The organism is Streptomyces sp. NPDC050263 (assembly GCF_040655955.1).
In the GTDB taxonomy this organism is placed as follows: Bacteria; Actinomycetota; Actinomycetes; order Streptomycetales; family Streptomycetaceae; genus Streptomyces.
The window spans coordinates 1-18,050 of sequence record NZ_JBFAKW010000112.1; the positions used below are offsets into that span (position 1 = coordinate 1).

Genomic DNA, 18,050 nt, shown 5'->3' on the forward strand with positions numbered 1-18,050 from the left:
GGCCTCGTTTCCGACCGCACCGCCGAGCGGTGATCGCCCACCAGCCAACCCGCCAGGCCGGCACACCCCGACCTCAGTCGCGCACCACGTCGTAAGCGGCGGTGGCCTGGAGGCCGAAGAAGACGGCGAGCGCCCAGGCGGTACGGCTGCGGGTGATGCGCAGCGGGGCGGACGGCCGCGGCACGCGCGCGTGGGCGCGCCCCTGCGACTCCCGCGACTCCCGCGACTCCCGCGACCTCCCCGGCTTCTCCCGCCGATCCCGCCGGTCCCGCCGCTCAGGCCGCTTGTCCGCCGTCCTCGCACCACCACCGCCACCGTCGGCGCCCGCCCCCCGGTCGCGGGCGAGCAGCAGCCACGGCAGGACGGCCGCAGCTGCCAGGACGGACCACATCGCGAGCCCGGTCCGCCAACTGCCGCCCAGCGCCTCGGTCATGGGCACGGTGACCGCGGCGGCGGCGGAGGTGCCGACGGCGAGGGCCATCGAGTACAGGCCGGTCATGGAGCCGACCCGGTCCGGGAAGTGCTGCTTGACGATGACCGGCATCAGGACGTTGCTGACGGCGATGCCCATGAGGGCGAGCGCGCTGGCGGCGAGGAAGCCGGCCGTGCCTCCTGCGTAGGGGCGGACGAGCAGTCCCGCGGCGATCGCCCCCAGGCCCGCGCAGACCACCGCGCCCGGCCCGAAGCGGCGGGCGAGCCGGGGGGCCGTCACGCCGAAGACGGCGAAGCAGAGCGGGGGCACCGAGGTGAGCAGCCCGGCGACGGCGCCGCTCATGCCGAGCCCGTCGCGGACCTCTTCGAGGAGGGCGCCGAGGCTGGTGATGGCGGGCCGGAGGTTGAGGGCGGCCAGCACGATGCCGAGCACGAGCAGCCGTCTCGTCCACGCGCGCGTGAGCGCTCGCCGGGGCTCGATCCCGCCCGAGGTACGGAGGGGCGGTGACGTGGTCGTCGTCCGTGCCTGCTCGCTCGCCATGCCGACCATCATAGAATCATGGGATGATTGGTTGTCCATGTCCGGGTGCGGATCCGGCGCCCCGTCCGTGCGAAGGTGTGCCATGCCCCTGAGCCATCCCCGTCGCTCGGCCTTGTCCGAGCAGGTCATCGCCGCGCTGCGTACCGAGATCACCTCGGGCGAATGGCCGGTCGGCTCGCGGATCCCCACGGAGCCCGAGCTGGTCGAGCAGCTGGGCGTCGCGCGCAACACCGTCCGCGAGGCCGTCCGCGCGCTGGCGCACAACGGGCTGCTGGACATCCGGCAGGGCTCGGGCACGTATGTCGTGGCGACCAGCGAGCTGGCCGGCGTGATGCACCGCCGCTTCGCCGATGCCGACCCCGGGCACATCGCGGAACTGCGCGCCACGCTGGAGTCGAGCGCGGCGAAGCTGGCCGCCGGGCGGCGGACGGAGAAGGACCTCAAGCATCTGGACGCGCTCCTGCTGCGGCGCGAGGAGGCGTGGGAGTCGGGCGACACGGAGACGTTCGTGGCGGCGGACGCGACGTTCCACCTGGCGGTGGTGGCGGCCTCCCACAACGACGTCATGACCGCGATGTACGCGGACCTCGGCGAGGTGCTGCGGGACTGGCTGCGCGACGACGTCGGCGCGGAGCTGACGCCGGAGACGTACATGGACCACACGCGGCTGGTGGACGCGATCCGCGCGGGCGACGCGACGGCCGCGGCCGTGGAGGCGGCCGGCTATCCGTTGCTGTGCCGGCCCGGACGGTTCACACCTTCTGGTGACTGACCCAGGCCGAGCGGACCTCCTTCCAGCAGCGGCCGGTGAGCCGGACGGTCTGGGCGGGGCCCGCGTCGGCGGGGGTGCCGTCGGTGTCGAGGTCCCACCAGCGGTCGCACTCGATGTGCAGCCGGACGCGGTCGGTGTCGACGTAGGGGTTGTGGCAGTAGGCGACGACGCGGGAGCCCTGGACGCCGGTGCGGCACTCCGCGCCGAACGGATCGGGGCGCTCGGAGTTCCCCACGCGCGCGTGGGGAAGCGCCTCGTACGACGCGCAGAGGACGAGGACGACGGCGGCGGTCACTGGGGCGAGGCTACGGAACAGGCGCACAAGGGAACCTCCTCGGCAGAGCTGGGGAGGGAAGCGCGTGGTGAACGCGTACTTCACAGTGCCTGGTGGGAGCCGCGTGCCGCCCGGCCAGGTAGGCCGAACGAGTGAAGGGTGAGGGCCCGCGTCCGACCGGACGCGGGCCCTCACCCCGACACTCGGTGCCGCAGCGGCGGCGTCACGCTCCGATGGCGTGCAGACCGCCGTCGACGTGGATGATCTCGCCCGTGGTCTTCGGGAACCAGTCGCTCAGCAGGGCGACGACACCGCGGCCGGCCGGCTCCGGGTCCTTGAGGTCCCACTCCAGCGGGGAACGCTCGTCCCAGACGGCGGCCAGGTCGCCGAAGCCCGGGATGGACTTGGCGGCCATGGAGCCGATCGGACCCGCCGAGATGAGGTTGCAGCGGATGTTCTGCTTGCCCAGGTCACGCGCCATGTAACGGCTGGTGGCCTCCAGGGCGGCCTTGGCGGGGCCCATCCAGTCGTACTGCGGCCACGCGTACTGCGCGTCGAAGGTGAGGCCGACGACCGAGCCGCCGTTCTGCATCAGCGGCAGGCAGGCCATGGTGAGCGACTTCAGGGAGTACGCCGAGACGTGCATGGCCGTGGCGACCGACTCGAACGGCGTGTTGAGGAAGTTGCCGCCGAGGGCGTCCTGCGGCGCGAAGCCGATGGAGTGCACGACGCCGTCGAGGCCGCCGAGCTCCTCGCCGACGATGTCGGCCAGCCGGCCGAGGTGCTCGTCGTTGGTGACGTCGAGCTCGATGACCTTGGTGGGCTTGGGAAGCTTCTTGGCGATGCGCTCGGTCAGCGTGGGCCGCGGGAACGCGGTCAGGATGATCTCGGCGCCCTGCTCCTGGGCCAGCTTGGCGGTGTGGAAGGCGATGGAGGACTCCATCAGCACACCGGTGATCAGGACGCGCTTGCCCTCGAGAATTCCGCTCATGGTGATCAGTGACCCATTCCCAGTCCGCCGTCAACGGGAATGACGGCTCCAGTGATGTACGAGGCGTCGTCCGAGGCGAGGAACCGCACCGCTGCGGCGACCTCCTCGGGCTGCGCGTAACGACCGAGCGGCACCTGCTTCACGATGCCCTCGCGCTGCTCGTCGGTGAGCACCTTCGTCATGTCGGTGTCCACGAAGCCGGGCGCGACGACGTTGAAGGTGATGTTGCGCGAGCCGAGCTCACGGGCGAGGGAGCGTGCGAAGCCGACCAGGCCGGCCTTGGAGGCGGCGTAGTTCGCCTGGCCGGGACCGCCGAACAGCCCGACGACCGAGGAGATCAGGACGACGCGGCCCTTCCTGGCGCGCAGCATGCCGCGGTTGGCGCGCTTGACCACCCGGAAGGTGCCGGTGAGGTTGGTGTCGATGACCGAGGTGAAGTCCTCCTCGGACATGCGCATCAGCAGCTGGTCCTTGGTGATGCCGGCGTTGGCGATCAGGACCTCGACCGTGCCGTGCTCGGCCTCGATCTCCTTGTAGGCCTGCTCCACCTGCTCGGCGTCGGTGATGTCGCACTTGACCGCCAGGCAGCCCAGCTCCGTCAGGGCGGCCGGCGGCTCACCCGAGCGGTATGTGATCGCGACCTTGTCGCCGGCGTCGAGGAACGCGCGGGCGATGGCGAGGCCGATGCCCCGGTTTCCTCCGGTGACGAGAACCGAGCGGCTCAACGGATCACCCTTTCGATAGGGATCTGAAACACCCGCCCGAGCACTGGATGGCAGGCGGCTTCCCTCGAAACCTATCGGTCCGATTCGGCCCGCGGACATTCGGGCACCGACAGTGGCTCACGGGAGTGTCTGTGGAGTCCCTACAGAAAGTTTGCGTACGCGGGGCGGAAAGGTGTGGTCCGGGGGCCGTCGGGCGCGACATGATCGATGCCTTCACACGCGACGACACCAGGGAGAGACGTAGGTGCCCCATAGCATCGATGAAAGTTTCACGGCCCTACCCCTACGCGCCCTCGCCGACGCCGCCCTCGCACGCGCGCGTGCGCTCGGGGCGGAGCACGCGGACTTCCGGTTCGAGCGGGTGCGCAGCGCGTCCTGGCGGCTGCGGGACGCCAAGCCCTCCGGGTCGTCCGACACGACCGATCTCGGGTACGCGGTACGGGTCGTGCACGGCGGCACGTGGGGGTTCGCGTCCGGCGTGGATCTGACGATGGACGCCGCCGCCCGGGTCGCCTCGCAGGCCGTGGCGATGGCCAAGCTCTCCGCGCAGGTCATCAAGGCGGCCGGGTCGGACGAGCGCGTGGAGCTGGCCGACGAGCCGGTGCACGCCGAGAAGACGTGGGTCTCGTCGTACGAGATCGACCCGTTCACCGTGCCCGACGAGGACAAGGCCGCGCTGCTCGCCGACTGGAGCGCCCGGCTGCTGGCGGCGGGCGGGATCAACCATGTGGACGCCTCGCTGCTCACCGTCCACGAGAACAAGTTCTATGCCGACACGGCCGGGACGGTGACCACCCAGCAGCGGGTGCGGCTGCACCCGACGCTCAACGCGGTGTCGGTCGACGAGTCCAGCGGCGAGTTCGACTCGATGCGCACCGTCGCGCCGCCCGTCGGACGCGGCTGGGAGTACCTCACCGGCACCGGGTGGGACTGGGACGACGAACTCGAACGGATCCCGGAGCTGCTCGCCGAGAAGATGCGGGCGCCGAGCGTCGAGCCGGGGCTGTACGACCTGGTCGTCGACCCGTCCAACCTGTGGCTGACCATCCACGAGTCCATCGGCCACGCCACCGAGCTGGACCGCGCCCTCGGCTACGAGGCCGCCTACGCCGGCACCTCCTTCGCCACCTTCGACCAGCTCGGCAAGCTGCGCTACGGCTCGGACCTGATGAACGTCACGGGCGACCGCACCGCCGAGCACGGCCTGGCGACCGTCGGTTACGACGACGAGGGCGTCGCGGGCCAGTCCTGGGACCTGGTGAAGGACGGCACGCTCGTCGGCTACCAGCTGGACCGGCGGATCGCGAGGCTGACCGGGTTCGAGCGGTCCAACGGCTGCGCCTTCGCCGACTCCCCCGGTCATGTGCCGGTGCAGCGGATGGCCAACGTGTCGCTGCGGCCGGATCCGGCGGGCATGTCGACCGAGGGGCTCATCGGGAGCGTCGACCGTGGGATCTACGTGGTCGGGGACCGGTCGTGGTCCATCGACATGCAGCGGTACAACTTCCAGTTCACCGGGCAGCGGTTCTTCAGGATCGAGAACGGGCGGATCACCGGGCAGTTGCGGGACGTGGCCTACCAGGCGACGACGACCGACTTCTGGGGCTCGATGGCGGCGGTGGGCGGTCCGCAGACGTACGTCCTCGGCGGCGCCTTCAACTGCGGCAAGGCCCAGCCCGGGCAGGTCGCGGCCGTCTCGCACGGCTGCCCGTCGGCCCTGTTCAAGGGCGTCAACATCCTCAACACCACGCAGGAGGCCGGTCGATGAGCGCCCGTACCACCAAGCCGCACGAGGTCGTCGAGCGCGCCCTCGAGCTGTCGCGGGCCGACGGGTGCGTCGTCATCGCCGACGAGCAGTCGACCGCCAACCTGCGCTGGGCCGGCAACGCGCTGACCACCAACGGCGTCACGCGCGGGCGCACGCTCACCGTGATCGCGACGGTCGACGGCAAGGAGGGCACCGCCTCCGGGGTCGTCTCGCGGTCCGCCGTGACCCCGGACGAGCTGGAGCCCCTGGTACGGGCCGCCGAGGCCGCCGCGCGCGGTGCGGCCCCCGCCGAGGACGCGCAGCCGCTGGTCACGGGCGTGACGCGGTCCCCCGAGTTCACGGAGGCCCCCGCGGAGACGTCGTCCGCCGTGTTCGCCGACTTCGCGCCGGCGCTGGGCGAGGCGTTCGCACGCGCGCGTGCGGGCGGCCGGGAGCTGTACGGGTTCGCCAACCACGAGCTGGTCTCGACGTACCTGGGCACGTCGACGGGGCTGCGGCTGCGGCACGACCAGCCGAACGGGACGCTGGAGCTCAACGCCAAGTCCCCGGACCGTACGCGCTCGGCGTGGGCGGGGCGCTCGACCCGGGACTTCAAGGACGTCGACCCGGCCTCGCTCGACGCCGAGCTCGCCGTCCGTCTGGGCTGGGCGGAGCGGCGGATCGAGCTGCCCGCCGGACGGTACGAGACGCTGCTGCCGCCGACCGCGGTGGCCGATCTGCTGATCTACCAGATCTGGTCGGCCTCGGGCCGGGACGCGACCGAGGGCCGGACGGTGTTCTCCAAGCCCGGCGGCGGCACCCGGCTCGGCGAGAAGCTGACGGACCTGCCGCTGAACCTGCGCAGCGACCCGAACGAGCCGGGTCTGGAGTCGGCGCCGTTCGTCATCGCGCACTCCTCCGGCGGCGATCAGTCGGTCTTCGACAACGGGCTGCCGGTGCGGCCCACCGAGTGGATCGGCGCGGGCGAGCTGAAGCACCTGACGACCACCCGGCACAGCGCCGCCCTGACCGGCCTGCCGGTGGCCCCCGGGAGCGACAACCTGATCCTGGACGGCGGTGACGACCGCTCCCTGGAGGAGATGGTCGCGAACACCGCGCGCGGGCTGCTGCTGACCTGCCTGTGGTACATCCGCGAGGTCGATCCGGCGACCCTGCTGCTCACCGGTCTGACCCGGGACGGCGTCTACCTCGTCGAGGACGGCGAGGTGGTCGGCGAGGTGAACAACTTCCGGTTCAACGAGTCGCCGGTCGGTCTGCTGGGGCGGGCGACGGAGGCGGGGCGCACCGAGAAGACGCTGCCCCGGGAATGGAGCGACTGGTTCACCAGGGCCGCGATGCCCCCGCTGAGGGTGCCGGACTTCAATATGAGCTCTGTCAGCCAGGGCGTATAACCTCGTACCTGATTACGAGACCACTCGAGGAGATATGAGAACCGTGACGGACATCGTCGACGAGCTGAAGTGGCGTGGGCTGTGGGCCCTGTCCACTGACGAGGACGCTTTGCGCAAGGCGCTCGCGGACGGTCCCGTCACGTTCTATTGCGGTTTCGACCCTACGGCAGCCAGCCTGCACGTCGGCCACCTGGTGCAGGTCCTCACCATGCGCCGGCTCCAGCAGGCGGGCCTGCGTCCGCTGGCCCTGGTGGGCGGGGCGACCGGTCAGATCGGCGACCCCCGCCCGACGGCGGAGCGCACGCTGAACGCCCCGGAGACGGTCGCGAACTGGGTGACGCGGCTGCGGGCGCAGATCGAGCCGTTCCTGTCCTTCGAGGGCGAGAACGCCGCGGTGATGGTGAACAACCTGGACTGGACGGCCGGGCTGTCGGCCATCGAGTTCCTGCGTGACATCGGCAAGCACTTCCGCGTCAACAAGATGCTCACCAAGGACTCCGTCGCCCGGCGCCTGGAGTCCCAGGAGGGCATCAGCTACACGGAGTTCAGCTACCAGCTGCTCCAGGGCATGGACTTCCTGGAGCTGTACCGCAGGTACGGCTGCACGCTGCAGCAGGGCGGCAGCGACCAGTGGGGCAACCTCACGGCGGGCCTCGACCTGATCCACCGGCTGGAGCCGGAGGCCGAGGCGCACTGTCTGGCGACGCCGCTGATGGTCAAGGCGGACGGCACCAAGTTCGGCAAGACCGAGGGCGGCGCCGTCTGGCTCGACCCGGAGATGACGACGCCGTACGCGTTCTACCAGTTCTGGCTGAACGTGGACGACCGGGACATCTCGGCGTACATGCGGATCTTGTCCTTCCGGTCCCGCGCGGAGCTCGAGGAGCTGGAGAAGCAGACCGAGGAGCGTCCGCAGGCCCGCGCCGCCCAGCGCGCGCTGGCCGAGGAGCTGACGACGCTGGTGCACGGCGCCGACCAGACGGCCGCCGTGATCGCCGCGTCCAAGGCCCTCTTCGGCCAAGGCGAGCTCGGCGACCTCGACGACCGGACGCTGGCCGCGGCCCTCTCCGAGGTACCGCACGTGCGGGTCGCCGAGCTCGGCCTCGTCGTGGACCTGTTCGCCGAAGTCGGTCTCGTGGCGAGCAAGTCCGCCGCGCGGCGGACCGTGAAGGAGGGCGGGGCCTACGTGAACAACGTCAAGGTCACCGCGGAGGACTCCGTCCCGGCGAAGGAGGAGCTCATCCACGGGCGGTGGCTGGTGCTGCGGCGGGGGAAGAAGAACCTGGCGGCGGTCGAGTTCACCGGATGACCTGCAGAGCGGCCGCGGGGTGATCTCCTGACGGAGGTCGGCCCGCGGTCGAACCCGTGGTCAGGCCTGTTGCTTCCGTTTGCCCAGCGTCGCCATGTAGAGCATGTCGCCGACGGCGACGATGATGATCGCGGCGATCAGCTGGAAGATGTGGCGGCTCCAGTCGATGCCGGGCGTGGACTCGACGCCTGCCCAGCGGGCGATCGCGTTGCCCACGAGCGCGCCGAGCATGCCGAAGATGGTGGTCAGCCAGAGCGGGCTGTGCTGCTTGCCCGGGATGATCGCCTTGGCGATCAGGCCCAGCACGAATCCCACGATGATCGCCCACAACCAGCCCATGGCTGCCTCCTCGTACCACTCGACGTGAGCATGGCCCTGCTCGACGTGAGCATTGCCCTTGAGTCTCGGTCCGCCCGCCGTACGCCGCACGTCGGGTACGTCCGTACGCGGGACGGCGCAGAGCCTTCGCCCGGGCGGGAGACGACCCGGTCTCGAAGGCGGCGCAGGCGCGGCGTAACGTGGACGGTGTCCGGGCCCGGCTCGCCGATCGGGTACGGGCGACGGAGTGCGGCCGAGGTGAGGCCGCTGCGGGGCCGATGCGGGCGGACGGTGGAATGTGATGCGGAAGCAGGGTGGCGGCGGGCACGCCGAGGTGTTCCGGATCACCGGTGCGCGCCAAGGTCTCCAGGACGACGTGCGGGGCCGGCAACGGCGGTACATCATCTCCATGTCGATCCGCACGCTGTCGGTGATCCTCGCGGCGACGTTGTGGAACGTGGAACGGCACGTGGCCGTCGTGGCGTTGGTCCTGGGAGTGGTTCTCCCCTATATCTCGGTGGTGATCGCCAACGCGGGTCGGGAGAACGTGCCTTCCCTTCCGTCCACCTTCCTGAAGGCGCCGGTGCGGACCATGATCGCTCCGCCGCGCGCCGGGGGCGACACCTCGGAATCCGCCCCGGGAGAGCCGGAAAAGGAACCCTTCGCGGAATCCCTCCGGGAGGAATCCGCGCCCGATCAGACTGAGCGGCGGCCATGAACAGGCCTTGAACCGGCTGTGCGCCAAGCTCAGGAAAAGCTCAGATCAATCATGTTGTTCCAGTGCCGTGGGAGCGCTCGGCCGTGACATACTTCGTACGCGCTCCGCATCCCCCGTCGGAGCGACGGACCGACGCCGGGCAGCTCCCCCCGTGGCTGCTCGGCGTCGCCTTTTTATGCGCACACGTGAGACGGTTCTGTGACTGACGAGACCCCCATCTGTTCCGCCAAGGGCTGCCGCGTCGACGCCGTGTGGGTGCTCGCCTGGAACAACCCGAAGATCCACACGCCGGAGCGGCGCAAGACCTGGCTCGCGTGCGAGGAGCACCGGGAGCACCTGTCCCAGTTCCTCGGTGTACGGGGTTTCCTGAAGGACGTCGTCCCGCTGCCGGAGTGGGAGTCGCGGGAGTCGCGGGACCAGGACCTGTCCTAGCCGCCGATCGCCGACATCGGTCTGTCCGGCTGGAGGAAGCTCGGGTCGTCCAGCCCCGAGCCCGCCTTCTTGCCCCACATCGCGAGGCGCCAGATGCGGGCTATCTCCTCGTCGGGCGCGTCGGAGCGCAGGGCCGCTCGCAGGTCGGTCTCCTCGCGGGCGAAGAGGCAGGTGCGGATCTGGCCGTCGGCCGTGAGCCGGGTGCGGTCGCAGGCGGCGCAGAACGGGCGGGTGACGGAGGCGATGACGCCCACGCGGTGCGGCCCGCCGTCCACCAGCCAGCGTTCGGCCGGGGCCGAGCCCCGTTCGTCCCGGTCCTCGGGGGTGAGGTCGAAGCGGGTGCGCAGGGAGGCCAGGATGTCGCCGGCCGTGACCATGCCCTCGCGCTTCCAGCCGTGCTGCGCGTCCAGCGGCATCTGCTCGATGAATCGCAGCTCGTAGTCGTTCTCCACGGCCCAGGCGAGGAGGTCTGGGGCTTCGTCCTCGTTCAGGCCCGGCATCAGGACCGCGTTGACCTTCACCGGGGTGAGGCCTGCCTCGCGGGCGGCTTCGAGGCCTTCGAGGACGTCCTTGTGGCGGTCGCGGCGGGTGAGCTTCTTGAAGACGTCCGGGCGCAGGGTGTCGAGGGAGACGTTGACCCGGTCCAGGCCCGCCGCCTTCAGGGCGGTGGCGGTGCGGCGCAGGCCGATGCCGTTCGTCGTCAGGGACGTCCGGGGGCGGGGGGTGAGGGCCGCGACCCGCTCGACGATGCCGACCAGGCCCGGACGCAGCAGGGGCTCGCCCCCCGTGAAGCGGACCTCCTCGATGCCGAGCGTGGAGACCGCTATGTCGATCAGGCGGACGATCTCGTCGTCCGTGAGGAGGTCGGGCTTGGCCAGCCATTGCAGGCCCTCCTCGGGCATGCAGTAGGTGCAGCGCAGGTTGCACCGGTCGGTCAGCGAGACTCTCAGGTCGGTGGCCACTCGGCCGTAGGTGTCGATGAGCACGTGGGCCCCCTCCCTCGCAGCGGATCGCTTGTCTTCTTCCGTCACTTGCGAGCCTACGTGACGCCACTGACATCGAAAGAGCCCGATCCCACGAGGTGGGACGCGGCCGCGTCGTAGAGAGCTACGACGCGGCCGCGGGGGGAGCGTGGTCGGGTGGGTGCTCAGTGGGCTCCGGTGCCGGTGAGGGAACGGACCTCCAGCTCGGCGAACTTCTTCGTGTCGGGCTCCTCCTTCGACAGCAGGGTGCCGACGACGCCCAGCAGGAAGCCGACCGGGATCGAGATGATGCCGGGGTTCTCCAGCGGGAACCAGTGGAAGTCGACGTCCGGGAACATCGAGGAGGGCTTGCCCGAGACGACCGGCGAGAACAGCACCAGGCCGACCGCGGTGACCAGGCCGCCGTAGATCGACCACAGGGCTCCGGAGGTGGTGAACCGCTTCCAGAAGAGGCTGTAGAGGATCGTCGGCAGGTTGGCGGAGGCGGCGACCGCGAAGGCGAGGGCGACCAGGCCGGCGACGTTCAGGTCACGGGCGAGGGCGCCCAGCAGGATGGAGACGGCGCCGATGCCGACGGTGGCGTAGCGGGCCGCGTTGATCTCCTGCTTCTCGGAGGCCTGGCCCTTCTTGATGACGTTCGCGTAGATGTCGTGGGCGAAGGACGACGACGACGCCAGGGTGAGGCCGGCGACGACCGCGAGGATGGTGGCGAAGGCGACCGCCGAGATGGTGGCCAGCAGGATCGCGCCCCAGTTGGAGTCGACGCCGCCGAGATGCAGGGCGAGGAGCGGTGCGGCCGTGTTGCCGGCCTTGTTGGACGCGATGATCTCGTCCGGCTTGATGAGGGCGGCGGCGCCGAAGCCGAGGGCGAGGGTCATCAGGTAGAAGGAGCCGATCAGGCCGATGGCCCAGATGACCGACTTACGGGCGGCCTTGGCGGTGGGCACGGTGTAGAAGCGGATCAGGATGTGCGGCAGGCCCGCGGTGCCCAGGACGAGGGCGATGCCGAGGGAGATGAAGTCCAGTTTGGTGGTGCCGGTGGCGCCGTACTTCAGGCCGGGCTCCAGGAACGCGGTGCCCTTGCCGCTGTTGGAGGCGGCCGAGCCGAGCAGGTCGGAGACGTTGAAGTCGAACTTCAGCAGGACCAGGAAGGTGAGCAGCAGGGCGCCCGCGATGAGCAGGACCGCCTTGACCATCTGGACCCAGGTGGTGCCCTTCATGCCGCCGATCGTCACGTAGACGATCATCAGGACGCCGACCAGGGCGACGATGCCGATCTTGCCGCTGTCGCTGGTGATGCCGAGCAGGAGCGAGACCAGCACGCCCGCGCCCGCCATCTGGGCGAGCAGGTAGAAGATCGAGACGACGATGGTGGAGGTGCCGGCGGCCGTGCGGACGGGGCGCTGGCGCATGCGGTAGGCCAGCACGTCGCCCATCGTGTAGCGGCCGGAGTTGCGCAGCGGCTCGGCGACCAGGAGCAGGGCGACCAGCCAGGCGACGAGGAAGCCGATGGAGTACAGGAAGCCGTCGTAGCCGAAGAGGGCGATGGCGCCGGCGATGCCGAGGAAGGACGCGGCGGACATGTAGTCGCCGGAGACGGCGAGGCCGTTCTGGAAGCCGGTGAACTGGCGGCCGCCGGCGTAGAAGTCGGCGGCGTCCTTGGTCTGGCGGCCGGCCCAGACGGTGATGACGAGGGTCGCCAGGACGAACACCGCGAACAGTGTGATGATCAGTGTGCGGTGCTCGCTCGCCTCACCGGCGGCGAGCAGGGTGGTGTGCTGTGCGGGGCTCATGCGCCGCCCTCCATCCGGGACTTGATGGCTTCGGCCTTGGGGTCGAACTTGGCGGCGGCGGTACGCGCGTACCACCAGGCGATGAGGAACGTGGTGAGGAACTGGGCGAGGCCCAGGGCGAGGGCCACGTTGATGTTGCCGAAGAGCTTGGCGCCCATGAAATCGCCCGCGTAGTTGGACAGCAGGACGTACAGCAGGTACCAGGCGATGAAGGCGACGGTCAGCGGGAAGGCGAAGCCGCGGTAGGCGCTGCGCAGTTCACCGAACTCCGCGCTCTCCTGCACCGCGACGAACTCCTCGCTGGAGGGGAGTTGGGTGGGGGCTTTCGAAGGGGGCGGTGTCTCGGTGGCCACGGAGTCTCCTCGTGCTTGCAGGTGGCGGGTGGGGCGGGGGCTCGATCGTGCATGGGCTCCCTGCACAAGGGCACGGCGGCGCGCGAGGGCCGGTTCAACTCGATCGGGTTCTTTCGGAAGTCGTCGCCCGGGCCTCTCCCGCGCCGGATCTGAGCCACTTTCGGAAGTCGTCCCCAAAGGTCATTGCTGGCCAGCGAGTCCGGGAGATAGCTTCGGCACAGCACCACCCGTCATGTACCTGCTCAAGCGGCACCTGCGCTTGGGCCAGGTCCCGTTTCCGGATGATGTGGAGACCCCATGGCCCATCTGCCTTCCAGACGCCGCCTCGCTCTCGCGGTGCCCGTCGTGCTGTCGCTGACCGCCTCCCTCGGCTTCCTGCCGACGGCGGCCTCCGCGGCCCCCGTCACGACCTCCGCCACCCAGACGGCCGACGCCGGAACCCTGGCGTACGTCGTCAACACCAAGGTGGACCACCGCACGATCGGTTCGGTGAAGAAGGCGATCGCCTCGGCCGGCGGCACCGTCGTCGCGACCTACGAGAAGATCGGCGTGATCGTCGTCCACTCGGCGAACCCCGACTTCGGCACCCAGATACGCGCGGTGCGCGGCGTGCAGTCGGCGGGCGCGACCCGAACCGCGCCGCTGAGCCTCGCCGGGACCACCGACGAGGGCGCGGCACAGGTCCTGTCGCAGGCGCAGGCCGCGAAGGTCGAGAAGGCGTCCGACGCCGCGGGCCAGAGCGAGCCGCTCGAGGCCGACCAGTGGGACCTGCGCGCGATCGGCGCCGACAAGGCCGCCGCTATCAACCCGGGCAGCAAGAAGGTCACGGTCGCCGTGATCGACACCGGCGTCGACGACACCCACCCGGACCTCGCGCCGAACTTCTCCGCGTCCCAGTCGGCGAACTGCGTCGGCGGCGTCGCGGACACCAGCGAGGGCGCGTGGCGTCCGTACACCGTGGACGACTACCACGGCACCCATGTCGCCGGTGAGATCGCCGCGGCCCGCAACGGCATCGGCGTGGCGGGCGTCGCGCCCGGCGTCAAGGTCGCCGGCATCAAGGTGAGCGACCCCAAGGACGGCCTCTTCTACCCGGAGAACGTCGTCTGCGCCTTCGTGTTCGCCGCCGACCACGGCGTCGAGATCACGAACAACAGCTACTACGTGGACCCGTGGCTGTACAACTGCATGGACGACCCCGACCAGAAGGCCATTGTCGATTCGGTCAACAGGGCCCAGCTGTACGCCCAGAAGAAGGGCACGCTCAACGTGGCCTCGGCGGGCAACTCCAACCACGACCTGGACGCCGACTCGCTGGTCGACGCCTCCAGCCCGGACGACTCCACGCCGGTCGAGCGGACGATCGACCCGCACGAGTGCTTCGACGTGCCGACCCAGCTGCCGGGCGTCGTCACGGTGAGCGCGACGGGCGTCAAGGGCACCAAGTCGTACTACTCCACCTACGGCCTGGGCGCCATCGACGTCGCGGCTCCGGGCGGCGACCGGTACCAGATCCCGGACGCCCCGTCGGCCAACGGCCGCATCCTGTCGACGATGCCGAACAACGCGTACGGCTTCCTCCAGGGCACCTCGATGGCGTCCCCGCACGTGGCCGGGGTGGCCGCGCTGCTGAAGTCGACGCACCCGTGGGCGACCCCGGCCCAGTTGCAGGCGCTGCTCAAGGCGCAGGCGAACAACCCGGGCTGCCCGACCGAGCCGTACGACGGCAACGGTGACGGTGTCGTGGACGCGACCTGCGTGGGCGGCAAGCGGGTGAACGGCTTCTTCGGCTTCGGCGTCGTGAACGCGCTGCGTGCCGTGAAGTGACACGCGCCGTGAAGTAGCACACGCCGTGGAGTAGCACGCGCCGCGAGGGGCCGGGCGGATCATCCGTCCGGCCCTTTGTCGTGCCCCGGGGACACATATATTGATTGGATCAATACTGCATAATGCAATCATGACTCAGATCAAGTCCGCCTGGTCGGAACTGGGCGGCGATCCCGCCCTTCTCGCGCGCGTGTCGACCGTCGTACGGGAGGGCGCCCTGTCGGCGCGCCTCCCCGTGCGGGAGCTGGCACGGGCCTGTGTGGGCGCGTGCGCGCTGGCCGGCGCCGAACTGGGGGCGCGGCGGGCCGGCCTCCCGGAGGTCCCCGAGGTGCGGGTGGACGACGGGGCGGTGGCCACCGCGTTCGCCAGCGAGCGGCAGGTGCTGGTCGACGGGCGGGCGCCGGTCGTCTTCGCCCCGCTGTCCCGGTTCTGGCGGACGGCCGACGGCTGGGTGCGCACCCACGCCAACTACCCGCACCACCGCACGCGACTGCTGACGGCGCTGGATCTGCCCGGGGACGCCGACCCGGCCGTCGTGGAAGCGGCGCTCGCCGAGCGCTCCGCCCTCGACGTGGAGGACGCGGTGTACGCGGCCGACGGCCTGGCCGTCGCCCTGCGCACGCCCCAGCAGTGGTCGGCACACGAGCAGGCGGCGGTGATCGCCGGGCGCCCCTTGGTCGAGCGGGGCCGGTTGGACGGGGCACGCGCGCGTGCCTTCGCGCCGCTCGACGGCACCCCCTTGCTGCCCGCAGCCGGGCTGCGGGTGCTGGACCTGACGCGGGTGCTCGCCGGGCCGGTCGCCACCCGCACCCTCGCCCTGCTGGGCGCGGACGTCCTGCGCGTCGACGCCCCCCGACCGGCCGAGCTTCCCGACCAGCACGCCGACACGGGCTTCGGGAAGCGCTCGGCGCTGCTGGACCTGACGGCGACGGCGGACCGGCGCGTGTTCGAGGAGCTGCTCGCGGCGGCGGACGTCGTGGTGACCGGGTACCGGCCGGGCGCCCTGGACCGGTTCGGGCTCTCCCCCGAGGCGCTGGCCGAGCGCCGGCCGGGGCTGGTCGTGGCGCAGGTGTCGGCGTGGGGCGCGTACGGGCCGTGGGGCGGGCGGCGCGGCTTCGACAGCCTGGTGCAGGCCGCCACCGGCATCGCGGCGGTCGAGGGCTCGGCGGAGCGGCCCGGCGCGCTTCCGGCGCAGGCCCTCGACCACGGCACCGGCTATCTGCTGGCGGCGGCCGTGCTGCGGGCGCTGACCGAGCAGTCGTACGACGGCGGCAGCCGGTCCGTGCGGCTGGCGCTGGCGCGGACGGCGGCCTGGCTGACCGAGGACGCCCGGATGGACGAAGCCGAGGGCAAAGGGCCGGCCAAGGAGGGCGCCCCGGAGGTGGGCGGGGACGCCCGCGTCGACCCGCGGCCCTGGCTCGCGGAGGCCGACAGCCCCATCGGGCGGCTGCGGTACGCCCTTCCGCCGGTGTCGTTCGACGGCGGGCCGCGCGACTGGGCGCGTCCGCCCGGGGTTTGGGGGGCCGATCCGGCGCGCTGGCTGTGACCTCAGGTCGCGGCCGGGGCGATCGATATCGATTTGCCCCGCTTTGAGACGCGTGGTGAAGATCCTGCCATGGCGCTCATACGACCGACCGACACGACCAGCTCCGGCTCAGACTCCCGCTCCGGATCGGCACGCCGTCCCGGTACCCGTACCCGTACCCGTCCCGGTCTCGGCCGGGCGATGGCGGTGTTCGTCCTGGTGGGACTCGGTGCGCTGATCCCGCTGCTCGGGCCGTCCGTCGCCGCGCACGGCACCGGGGCGAGCGCGACCCCCGACTCCGCAGTGGTCGCGCTGCTGCGGGCGGCGCTGTTCGCGGCGCTGTGCGTGCAGGTGGGCGAGGTGTTCGCGAGCGGGCTGGCCCGGCGGGTGCCCGACGCCCCGGCCGGCCGACCGGGCGGGTGGGCGCCGTACGCGGCCGTCGTGGGGTTCGCGGCCGCGGCGACCGCCGGGGAGCTGGCTCCGCACGGCCACGGCTCACGGGCCGGCGTCCTGGCCCTGCTGGAGGCGATCGCGTTCACGGTGGCCGGGCTGTGCGCGCTCTCGCGTCGCCCGGGCCGTCAGGTGTGGCCGCTCGCGGTGGTGGTCCTGGCGGAGGCGCTGCGCGCGCATCCGCCGACCGAACCCACGCCGTTGATCGGCTCCGGACTGACGGTCGTGCATCTGACGTGCTCGGCACTGTGGGCGGGCGGGCTGCTGAACGTGCTCCGCACGCTGCGGCGGTGGGACGACGCGGAGGCCGGCGGCGCGCTGCTGGGGCTCTACGCGCGCGTGGCGGCCGTCCTGTTCGCCGCGGTCACCGTGACCGGGCTGTGCAGTTCGTTGCGCCGGCTGCCGTCGGGGCCGGTGCTGGAGCAGCTGACGGCGACGGCGTACGGGCGCGTGCTGCTCGCCAAGGTGCTGTTGGTCGGCGCGGTCGCCCTGCTCGCCCTGTGGGCGCGGACCCGGCTGCGTCGGGCCCCCGACCCGCGGGCCGCCTGCTCCCCCGCGCGCGTGGAGATCGTCGCGCTGGGTGTGGTGATCGCGGTGTCGGGGTTGTTGACAGCCCTGCCGCTGCCGATCAAGGGCTGATGCTCAACTGTTGACCAGGCGTCGCTGCTCGCCGAGGGTGCCGCGGACCAGCAGGAACTGTGCGGCGAGGTACGTGAGCATGATCCAGAGGTCGGGGCGCGGGGGCTGCGGCCAGTCGGCGACGCCGGTCGCGATCAGCGTGTCGGAGAGCAGGAAGAGCGCACCGCCGACGCCGGCGACCGGGCCGAGCCGGGCGGTGGCGGTGTACGCCATGGCGGTGAGCAGGGTGCTGTAGACGGCGACGGGGAGGCGCAGCTCCGCCGGGAGTCCGGGCCACAGCAGGGCGACGGTGGCGACGAGGGCGGTGGCGTAGCAGGGGGCGAGGAGCGCGGCACGCGCGCGTGGGCGGCCGACGCGTGCGAACAGCGCGAGGTAGCAGAGGTGCCCGGCGGCGAAGGAGGCCATGCCGGCGAGGAAGGCGGGGTCGGCGTCGGAGAGGAGCAGGACGTCGCCGCCCCAGCCGCACAGGAGGGCGGCGACCAGGAGCCGGGGTGCGCCGCGCAGGGCGGCCCAGGCGGCGAGGAGGGGCATGAGGAGCGGCTTGGCCACGGCATGCCCGGCGTCGCGGCCGACCGCGAGGTCGAGCAGGTCGACGGCGGCGGCGAGGGCGAACAGGACGAGGAGCGCGGGGCGGACGGGACGAGCGGCGAGGACGCGGGAGCGGGTCACGCGGCCGTGGTCTCCTCGACCGGGGCGGCGGGCGCGGAGGTGGGTGCGGGCGCGGAGGTGGGTGCGGGCGCGGAGGTGGGTGCGGGCGCGGAGGTGGGTGCGGGCGCGGAGGTGGGTGCGGGCGCGGAGGTGGGTGCGGG

General features: G+C 71.5%; 17 protein-coding genes and 1 pseudogene. 9 read left to right on the forward strand and 9 right to left on the reverse strand.

Features of this window, described 5'->3' with window-relative positions; translation table 11 throughout:
• Positions 1-91: 91 nt before the first annotated feature.
• Positions 92-985, reverse strand: a pseudogene (locus AB0J04_RS35075) (MFS transporter); the annotation flags it as partial.
• A gap of 70 nt (positions 986-1,055) precedes the next feature.
• On the opposite strand from AB0J04_RS35075, the gene AB0J04_RS35080 reads away from it, so the two are divergent.
• Entirely contained in the window at positions 1,056-1,745 is a 690-nt protein-coding gene (locus tag AB0J04_RS35080; protein WP_363172650.1) for a FadR/GntR family transcriptional regulator, read from the forward strand.
• On the opposite strand, the gene AB0J04_RS35085 is transcribed toward AB0J04_RS35080, so the two are convergent.
• The 3 genes from AB0J04_RS35085 to fabG form a co-directional block, all read right to left on the reverse strand.
• Positions 1,726-2,067, reverse strand: coding sequence for a hypothetical protein (locus tag AB0J04_RS35085; protein WP_363172651.1), 342 nt, complete (start codon positions 2,065-2,067; stop codon positions 1,726-1,728). The two genes, AB0J04_RS35080 and AB0J04_RS35085, sit on opposite strands and share 20 nt — an antisense overlap.
• Positions 2,068-2,242: 175 nt before the next feature.
• Complete coding sequence (fabI, locus tag AB0J04_RS35090; protein ID WP_351908261.1) at positions 2,243-3,010, reverse strand: enoyl-ACP reductase FabI; 768 nt, start codon at positions 3,008-3,010, stop codon at positions 2,243-2,245.
• 5 nt (positions 3,011-3,015) lie between these two features.
• Positions 3,016-3,735 (reverse strand): 3-oxoacyl-[acyl-carrier-protein] reductase, encoded by a 720-nt coding sequence (gene fabG / locus AB0J04_RS35095; RefSeq protein ID WP_363172652.1) that lies wholly within the window; start codon positions 3,733-3,735, stop codon positions 3,016-3,018.
• Positions 3,736-3,979: 244 nt separating this feature from the next.
• On the opposite strand from fabG, the gene AB0J04_RS35100 reads away from it, so the two are divergent.
• Genes AB0J04_RS35100 through tyrS form a run of 3 tightly spaced genes read left to right on the forward strand, consistent with a single transcriptional unit; the run spans position 3,980 to position 8,203 of the window.
• Positions 3,980-5,503, forward strand: coding sequence for a TldD/PmbA family protein (locus AB0J04_RS35100; RefSeq protein WP_363172653.1), 1,524 nt, complete (start codon positions 3,980-3,982; stop codon positions 5,501-5,503).
• A complete protein-coding gene (locus tag AB0J04_RS35105; RefSeq protein WP_363172654.1) occupies positions 5,500-6,894 on the forward strand; it encodes a metallopeptidase TldD-related protein in 1,395 nt (464 codons plus the stop codon). The genes AB0J04_RS35100 and AB0J04_RS35105 overlap by 4 nt, the downstream gene beginning before the upstream one ends.
• Before the next feature lie 43 nt (positions 6,895-6,937).
• Positions 6,938-8,203, forward strand: coding sequence for a tyrosine--tRNA ligase (gene tyrS, locus AB0J04_RS35110; RefSeq protein WP_363172655.1), 1,266 nt, complete (start codon positions 6,938-6,940; stop codon positions 8,201-8,203).
• Positions 8,204-8,263: 60 nt separating this feature from the next.
• On the opposite strand, the gene AB0J04_RS35115 is transcribed toward tyrS, so the two are convergent.
• Positions 8,264-8,542: a GlsB/YeaQ/YmgE family stress response membrane protein gene (locus AB0J04_RS35115; protein ID WP_363172677.1), complete on the reverse strand. Its 279-nt coding sequence runs from the start codon at positions 8,540-8,542 to the stop codon at positions 8,264-8,266.
• Positions 8,543-8,822: 280 nt separating this feature from the next.
• On the opposite strand from AB0J04_RS35115, the gene AB0J04_RS35120 reads away from it, so the two are divergent.
• Both AB0J04_RS35120 and AB0J04_RS35125 read left to right on the forward strand, forming a co-directional pair.
• A complete protein-coding gene (locus tag AB0J04_RS35120) occupies positions 8,823-9,239 on the forward strand; it encodes a DUF3099 domain-containing protein (RefSeq protein WP_363172656.1) in 417 nt (138 codons plus the stop codon).
• A gap of 198 nt (positions 9,240-9,437) precedes the next feature.
• A complete protein-coding gene (locus AB0J04_RS35125) occupies positions 9,438-9,671 on the forward strand; it encodes a hypothetical protein (RefSeq protein ID WP_363172657.1) in 234 nt (77 codons plus the stop codon).
• Here the strand turns inward: AB0J04_RS35125 and moaA are convergent.
• From moaA to AB0J04_RS35140, 3 genes are all read right to left on the reverse strand, one after another.
• Entirely contained in the window at positions 9,668-10,657 is a 990-nt protein-coding gene (gene moaA, locus AB0J04_RS35130; RefSeq protein WP_363172658.1) for a GTP 3',8-cyclase MoaA, read from the reverse strand. The genes AB0J04_RS35125 and moaA overlap by 4 nt on opposite strands.
• Positions 10,658-10,818: 161 nt before the next feature.
• On the reverse strand, positions 10,819-12,447 hold the full coding sequence (locus AB0J04_RS35135; RefSeq protein WP_363172659.1) for a cation acetate symporter: 1,629 nt from the start codon (positions 12,445-12,447) through the stop codon (positions 10,819-10,821).
• On the reverse strand, positions 12,444-12,800 hold the full coding sequence (locus tag AB0J04_RS35140; protein WP_363172660.1) for a DUF485 domain-containing protein: 357 nt from the start codon (positions 12,798-12,800) through the stop codon (positions 12,444-12,446). The genes AB0J04_RS35135 and AB0J04_RS35140 overlap by 4 nt, the downstream gene beginning before the upstream one ends.
• A 297-nt stretch (positions 12,801-13,097) precedes the next feature.
• Between AB0J04_RS35140 and AB0J04_RS35145 the strand changes: the two genes are divergently transcribed.
• From AB0J04_RS35145 to AB0J04_RS35155, 3 genes are all read left to right on the forward strand, one after another.
• Positions 13,098-14,627: a S8 family serine peptidase gene (locus tag AB0J04_RS35145; RefSeq protein ID WP_363172661.1), complete on the forward strand. Its 1,530-nt coding sequence runs from the start codon at positions 13,098-13,100 to the stop codon at positions 14,625-14,627.
• 130 nt (positions 14,628-14,757) lie between these two features.
• Complete coding sequence (locus AB0J04_RS35150; protein WP_363172662.1) at positions 14,758-16,173, forward strand: CoA transferase; 1,416 nt, start codon at positions 14,758-14,760, stop codon at positions 16,171-16,173.
• Positions 16,174-16,242: 69 nt separating this feature from the next.
• Entirely contained in the window at positions 16,243-17,241 is a 999-nt protein-coding gene (locus tag AB0J04_RS35155) for a CopD family protein (RefSeq protein ID WP_363172663.1), read from the forward strand.
• Positions 17,242-17,244: 3 nt separating this feature from the next.
• On the opposite strand, the gene AB0J04_RS35160 is transcribed toward AB0J04_RS35155, so the two are convergent.
• Positions 17,245-17,910 carry a lysoplasmalogenase gene (locus AB0J04_RS35160; protein ID WP_363172664.1) on the reverse strand — a complete coding sequence of 222 codons (666 nt, stop codon included), beginning with the start codon at positions 17,908-17,910 and terminating at the stop codon, positions 17,245-17,247.
• Positions 17,911-18,050 lie beyond the last annotated feature (140 nt).